The following is a 7,434-nucleotide window of genomic DNA, read 5'->3' as shown; positions in this document are numbered from 1 at the left end:
CCGCCTGCACCATGTCGTAATCAGCGAAGAACACCTGCCCGGTAGCGGGACTGTAGCTGAACTGCTTCGCGGGAGCGGCGGCCGTAAAGGTGGCCGGAACGGGATGCAGCTTGCTGATGCCGGCCACAAAGCTGTTGAGCGCCTGCGGACCGTAATACGTGATCGTATGCTGGTAGTTTTTGATGTTGTGCAGGAGATCGATCAGCTGCCGGGAAGTGATCTGCGTTACCTGTTCGTTGGTGAGCGTGTGGTTGAAGGGATTGGAGGCGCCGTATTGGGCGTAGCTCACCAGTCCGTTCAGGATATTGCCCTTGTTCAGTTTGGCGTTTTCACGATTCTTGAGGATGGCGCTCTTCATGCCGGCGAGCGCGTTGTCGTTCGGCTGGCAATTGGCGAAAATGTGCTCCACCAGGGCCACGGCTTTGTCGTAGTTTTCCTGGAGGCCGGTTACGGTGATGGAGGCTTCCTCGTTGGCTACGGCGAAGTTATAGCTGCAGGCAATGGTGTAGAATTGCTTGCTGATCTCTTCGGAAGTGTATTTGTCGGTGCCGAGATAGCTGAGGTATTGCGCGGCGTAGGGCAGCAGTTGGTTGTTCCAGGAACCGAGGTCGAAGCGGTAGGTCAGGCGGAACAGGCTGTTGTCTTTATTTTCCACGGTGATGACGTCGGCGATGCCGGCTTTACCGAACTGGAGATCTTTTTTATAATCGAGGAATTGCGGCTGGATGGGCTTCACGGGCATGCCGATCAGCGTTTTCGCCAGGGGAGAAGTGAACTCGGAGTTGGTTTTCACCGGGGTGATCTGCGGTTTGTCTACCTTGGCCACGTTTTTATCTTCCCCTTTCCGTTTATAAGCCACTACATAATTGTCGGCAAAGAAGCGTTTGGCGAAAGCGGTTATCTCCGCTTTGGTTACTTTGCCCATATCGTCGGTGCTGGCGAGGGATTTATCCCATTTCACGCCGCGGTTGAGGATGAACTCGTTGGTGAGCGCTTCCACGCGGAATTCATTCTCTTCGAAGGAAGTCAGCAGTTTCAGTTTGGTATTGGCGACGATGGCGGGGATGAGGCTTTCATCAAACTCCCCGTTTTTCACCTTCTGCAGCTGGGCCAGCAGCAGGTCGCGGGCCTGGTCGAGCGTCTGGCCTTGTTTGGGTTGGGCAGACATCATGAAGAAACCGTAGTCTTTCATTTGCTGGGTGCCCGCATCGCTGCGCAGTACCTGTTGTTGCTTGTTGAGGTTGATGTCGAGCAGGCCGGCTTTGCCGTTGGACAGGATGCTGGACACGAGATCGAGCAGCATCGCTTCCCGGGTGTTCTCCGCGAAACCGCGGTAGAAGATGCCTACGCTCTCCGCGTTGGGCCCGAGGATTTCTACCTGCTGTATGCTGGTCAGCGGTTTTTCAGGCGCGGGATTGTACAGGTCGACCGGTTTGGCTTTCATATAAGCGAACGACGCATCGATCTTTTTGATCATCTCGTCGGGGTTCAGGTCCCCGGCCATGGCGATGATCATATTGTTCGGCACGTAATATTTATTGTAATATTTCCGGATCTCCACCAGCGACGGGTTCTTCAGGTGCTCGATAACGCCGATGGTAGACTGCTGCCCGTAATTGTGGGTCGGGAACAGCGCTGCCAGTACCTGCTCGAACATCTTGGAATTGTCGTTGTCGAGGGAGCGGTTCTTTTCTTCATACACCGTTTCCAGCTCCGTGTGGAAGAGGCGGAAAACGGGATTGCGGAAGCGCTCGGCCTGGAGGGCCAGGAATTTATCGGTAGCGTTGGAAGGGAAATCCTCCTTGTACACCGTTTCCTCGTACCAGGTATGCGCATTGGTAGTTTGCCCGCCGATAGACGTCATGATCTTGTCGTACTCGTTGGCGATGGAATAGTTGGACGCCTCGCCGGAGGTTTTGTCGATTTCGGCGTAAATCTCCTTGCGTTTGGCGGCGTCGGTGGTTTTGTTGTACTGTTCGTACAGCGCGTCGATCTTATCCAGCAGCGGTTTTTCTTTCGCGTAATCCATGGTGCCGAACTTGTCGGTCCCTTTGAAGAGCAGGTGCTCCAGGTAGTGGGCGAGGCCCGTGGCGTGCTTGGGATCGGTGTTGCTGCCGGCGCGAACGGCGGCGCGGTAGTAGATCACCGGTTTTTTGTTGTTCTGCGACAGCACCACGGTCAGCCCGTTCTTCAGCGTGTAGAACCGGGCTTTGCTGGGATCGTTGGTGACGTATTTGTAATTGTACCCGCCGGAGGAAGCCGATTTCCACTGGTACGGCTGCGACTGCGAAAATACTGTGCTGCTTGCGATCAGCGCGCAGGCGAGCAGTAAGACTTTCATTTTCATGGTTGGACGGTTGGTTTTATAATTATCAAATATATGATACATTGTTGCAAAAGCAAGCCGGAATTTGTGCCAGCTGCAATAGGGAAGGATGGGTGGAGGCGCTACGAGAAGCTTTTTACGCCGGCCAGGCCCCCTTTTATTAGAGGATTTCCAGCAGCTCCGCCTTGGACAAATGCTGCAGCATCGTGGCGTCGGTATGAATGAGATCCTGGGCCAATTGCTGCTTCCGGGCCTGCAAATGCCTGATTTTCTCCTCGACGGTACCGCTGCAGATGAGCCGGACGGCCATGACGTTCTTCCGCTGCCCGATGCGATGGCTGCGGTCGATGGCCTGGTTCTCCGTGGCGGGGTTCCACCAGGGATCCACGATATACACATAATCCGCTTCGGTGAGGTTGAGGCCCACGCCGCCGGCTTTCAGGCTGATGAGGAACACGCGGATGGCGCCGTTCGTCTGGAAGTTGTTCACCTTTTCACCGCGGTTCCGGGTTTGGCCTGTGAGCAGCTCGAATGGGATTTCCAGTCTTTCCAGTTCCGCCTGGATCAGGTCCAGCATGCCGGTGAACTGGGAGAAAACGAGGATCTTGTGCTCCCGCGACTTGTTGACGATCTGCTCTGTCAGCACTTCGATCTTAACGGAATTGCCGGCGGGAAGCCCTTCCTTCAGCAGTTCGGGCGAGTTGCAGATGAGGCGCAGCCGGGTGAGGCCTGTCAGCACGTGCATGCTGTTTTTGTGGATCTCCTCCACGGTAGATGCCGCGATGTAATCCCGCAATTCCTGTTCGCAGGCGTCGTAGACTTTCCGCTGTTCGGCGTTCATTTCGCAATAGATGGTCAGCTCCGTTTTCTCAGGCAACTCCAGCGCTACCTGTTTCTTGGTGCGGCGGAGGATGAAGGGTTTGACGGTGCGCTGCAACTCCATGGCGCGTTTCGTGAAACCGAACTTATCGATCGGGATGGCATAGATCTCTTTGAAATATTGCTTGCTACCCAGCAGTCCGGGGCAGGCAAACGAAAGCTGGCCGTACAAATCGACCGTATTATTCTCCACCGGCGTTCCTGTAATCACGATCCGGTTGCGGGCCTGGAGCAACCGGGCCGCTTTGTACCGCTCCGAGCCGGGATTTTTGATGGCCTGCGATTCGTCGAGGAAGATGTAATCGAACCGGAATGATTTGAGGATGCTGATGTCAGCGGGTAAGGTGCCGTAACTCGTGAGTATGACATCATATTTACCCATGTTCGCCGCGGTTTTCGCGCGGCCGGGGCCATGATGGAGCTGCACCTTCAGTTCAGGGGCAAAACGTTGTATTTCTGCCTGCCAGTTAAATAGAACAGAAGTTGGGGCCACTACCAGGTGCGTCGCGTGGCCGTTTTGCGCTTTGAGGGAAAGGATGAAGGCGATGACCTGGATGGTTTTGCCCAAACCCATGTCGTCGGCCAGGCAGCCGCCGAAGTTATGGTTATCGAGATGGTGCAGCCAGTTCAGGCCGTCCTGTTGATAATGCCGTAATTCCGTTTGCAATCCGGAAGGGATTGTGACGGGTGCGATTTTGCCGGCTGGCCCAAATGCTTTTTTGAAATGTGCGATTTCGGTTTGGACCGCTTCATCCAACATTTCCTTTTCAAACAATTCCGACACTTCTGAAAAGCTGCTTTTGGGGAATTTGAGCATTTCCGCATCAATTTCCCCGGCCTGGAAGAATTTGGCCAGGCGCTGGATCCATTCGGCGGGCAGCAGGCCGGTGGTGCCATCGCCCAGTTCCACGTATTTGCTTTTATTGCGGATGGCTTTGTTCAGGTATTTCAACGACGCGCGCTTCCCCCCGAAACTAACCTGTACGCTGGCGTTGAACCAATCGATACCGCTGTTGATCATGATCCGGATGCTGGCTTTATGCCCGCTGCGGTTGATCCCGGGCAGGTTGTTGAAACCCATGATGGTGACGCCCGCCGCCCGCCAGGCCTCGAAAGCGTGCAGGAACCAGTCGTTATCCAGGAATTTGCTTTTGTGCAGATAGAAGTATTCATGTTCCTCGATTTGCTCTTTAAAATCCGGGTGCTGGTGCATGACGAGGTGGGTGAGATCGAGCTCCGCTTCGCTGTTGCGTTTCACTTTGTATTCCCTGCCGTGCTGGTCAGTGTCGGTCAGTTGTTTGAGGGAATAAACCGGTACTTCCAGCTCCCCGTATTTCATCACCGGCGTGATGGCGATGTACACGCCCTGCTGCTGGATGTACACGAGCCTTTCAGCACTGCGTTTCTTTTCCGCCAGCTGCGCGGCCGTTGCCGGCCTGATATAACTGTAGTCGATATGAACGAGATGCTCCAGCGAGCGGAGGGCCGTTTGCCGGAAGTGCTCGAATTTCGATTCGTGGACGTACAACATTTCGTTGTTGCGTTTGAAGAAACGGATGACGCGGGTCAGGTTCGGGTTGTCGAGCAAGTACAAGCCATGCCGGTATACGACGAATTGCTGATATCGCAGGGTAACCTTATCGAATGGGATCTCAATATCCTGGAGCCGCAGTTTGCCGGTGATCTCATAAAAAGGCGATTTCCGGAATACGCTCAGCGCGATCTCCGCTTTCTGCACGTGCAAGCTGATCGGTACCAGGGACCGGATGGAAACGGTGTCCGTGATACTGCGGTCGTGCTGGTATACCTCGAGCTGCATGGGGTTGGCGCTGATGATCCGCAGGGTCTGCAGGTCGGAAGGGTGGTGCATGTCGATCGCTTTCTGCGAGATGGACGACAGGGCGGCGATGAATTTGATGACGGCAGGGTCCTGGCTTTCGCAAAGTAGGTGCAGCAGGTCGACCTGCGCGATGGGATTTTTGATCTTGCCGGCCTGCGTGGTGCCGGCGTGCATGAGCGTGAACGATGGTTGCTGGTAGAGGCGGTGCTTGTCCACCACCAGGATGATGCGCCCTTCGTTATCGGAAGGTTTTGCTGTTGGCAGGGGGCGGAGCTCCTCAAGTAACGCGCGTTCATCGACCCGGATGAGCGCGGGCTGGATGGGCTCGATCAGCAAATCGGCGCCGGTATGGGTGATGCGGAAGTGCTTGTCGAGATCGGGCTCATTTTCCAGACCGTAATCCCCGGCCGTCCGCAGCAGGATCTTCCGGCGCAGTGGTGCGTCGAAGAAAACGCGGTATTGGTGCTTTTCGATGATGCCCGAAAGCACTTCCGCCTGGTGCCCGCAAAGTCCGTCGGTTTTACCGCCGCAGGTGCAGGCGGTAGCGATGGCGTTTTCGGTTTGCCGCACGCTGACCACCGGCGCGTCTTCATTGGCGGCCTGCCTGGTGAACGTGCCATCCCCGATCGCCAGGGAAAGCGGGATGATGCCTTGCGCGGCGCCCGGTTCGGGGATATGCCCCATATGTTGCAGCAGGTCGTAAATCGATAACGCGCCAATCGTGGCGGCGGGGATGATGTATGGTTCCGAAAATTCCATGTGCATGCAAATATATGGGTTCCGGGGGATGGCATCTTGAAACGAGCGTTGAAATGCTAAATTTCCATTATGTGACAGGTTAAACATGTTACAAATCGGGGTAAGTACAGAACATTTTGGTTAAGTAATTCGCTCTACTTTGGTGGCATAAGGAAGCCGCTCCACCGGCCGCTGAGCCAACCGGGAAAATGCTTCCGCAACCATTATCATTGAACCGTTTCAACTTATCCAACATGAATGGGGCAATTGTTAAGCACGCTATCCGGCTGTTATTCCGGCCGTGGTTCCACACCTGCGGTTTTATATTGTTGTTATCCGGCCTTCCCGCCACGGGGAACGCCCTTCCGGCCGCAAGGCTCGCCACGGCGGCGGATGAGATCGTGATCACAGGCATCGTAAAAGATGAAAAGGGCGAAGCCCTGCCGGGCGTCACCATCCGCATCAAAGGCACCAGTAAAGGCGCGGTTACGGGGGCAGACGGCACCTTCCGCATCTCCGTACCAGGAGCGGCATCCGTGCTGGTTTTCAGCTATTCCGGCATGGAATCGCGGGAAGTATCCGTGGGCAGCCAGACTACGCTGAACATCATCCTGAAAACCAGCAAGGAATCCCTCAACGAAGTGGTGGTGATCGGTTACGGCACGCAACGCAAATCGGACCTCACCGGGGCCGTTGGTTCCGTGCGGGCCGAGCGCCTCCAGGAACGCCCCGCTTCTTCCCTCAACCAGGCGCTGGCCGGGAAAGTGGCCGGCGTTCAGGTGAACACCAATTCCGGCAGGCCCGGCGGCAAAACCGAAATGCGCATCCGCGGTTTCAGTTCCATCAACTCTTCCAACAACCCGTTATACGTCATCGACGGCGTGATGATGCCCATTTCCACCCAGGCCGTAGGCAGCCAGCCAATCGATTACATCAATCCCAACGACGTGGTAGCCGTGGAGGTGCTGAAAGACGCATCGGCCACCGCGATCTACGGTGCGCGCGGCGCCAACGGCGTAGTGCTCATCACCACCAAAAGAGGCAAAGCCGGCGGGAGCGAAGTCACCTACAACGGCGATTACAGCGTGCCCACCGTAGGGCCCAACTTCCCGAAATTCCTCAACGCAAAGGAGTTCCTGGCAGTGGAAGACCTGGCATATAAAAACATGGAGAAGTACGACCCCGCCGGATGGGACGCCGGCAAATACACCGGCCGCAACCCCGCGCTGGCACGTACCGACCCCCGGATATTCGACGGCAACGGCAACCCGCTGTACGATACCGACTGGCTGAAAGAAGCCACCCAGCACCGCATCTCCCAGAACCATCAGCTGGGCTTCTCCAACGGCAACGAAAAAAGCAGCTACGCCGCTTCGCTCGGGTACCGCAACGACCAGGGCCTTATCAAAACATCTTACCTCAAAAGATATTCCGCCCGCTTTACGTTCGACGACCAGGTGAAACCCTGGCTCAAAGTAGGCGGCACCCTCAGCTACAACAACCAGGAAGAAAACCTCGTGGACTTCGACTACCTTCCCATGCGCATGATCGCCGAGGCATTGCCCTTCCTCCCGGTGAAATACGCAGACGGCACCTGGGCCGATAACCGCCACTATCCCAATGCAGAACAATCTTTCAGCCCCCTCCATTA

3 protein-coding genes are annotated in these 7,434 nt (G+C 55.8%); 1 reads left to right on the top strand and 2 read right to left on the bottom strand.

What is annotated here, in order from left to right:
- Together Q0510_RS22655 and Q0510_RS22650 are read right to left on the bottom strand one after the other, a co-directional pair.
- On the bottom strand, positions 1-2,347 hold a 2,347-nt coding region (locus Q0510_RS22655; RefSeq protein WP_298716823.1), incomplete at its 3' end, for a M16 family metallopeptidase.
- A 139-nt stretch (positions 2,348-2,486) separates the two neighbouring features.
- Positions 2,487-5,804, bottom strand: a complete 3,318-nt coding sequence (locus Q0510_RS22650; protein ID WP_298716820.1) for a DEAD/DEAH box helicase — start codon at positions 5,802-5,804, stop codon at positions 2,487-2,489.
- 233 nt (positions 5,805-6,037) lie between these two features.
- On the opposite strand from Q0510_RS22650, the gene Q0510_RS22645 reads away from it, so the two are divergent.
- A partial coding sequence (locus Q0510_RS22645; protein WP_298716817.1) for a SusC/RagA family TonB-linked outer membrane protein occupies positions 6,038-7,434 on the top strand: 1,397 nt, incomplete at its 3' end.

Source organism: uncultured Chitinophaga sp. (assembly GCF_937874145.1).
GTDB lineage: Bacteria > Bacteroidota > Bacteroidia > Chitinophagales > Chitinophagaceae > Chitinophaga.
Note: the sequence above shows the minus strand (reverse complement) of the source record. Positions and strands in the feature narration are given on the sequence as shown.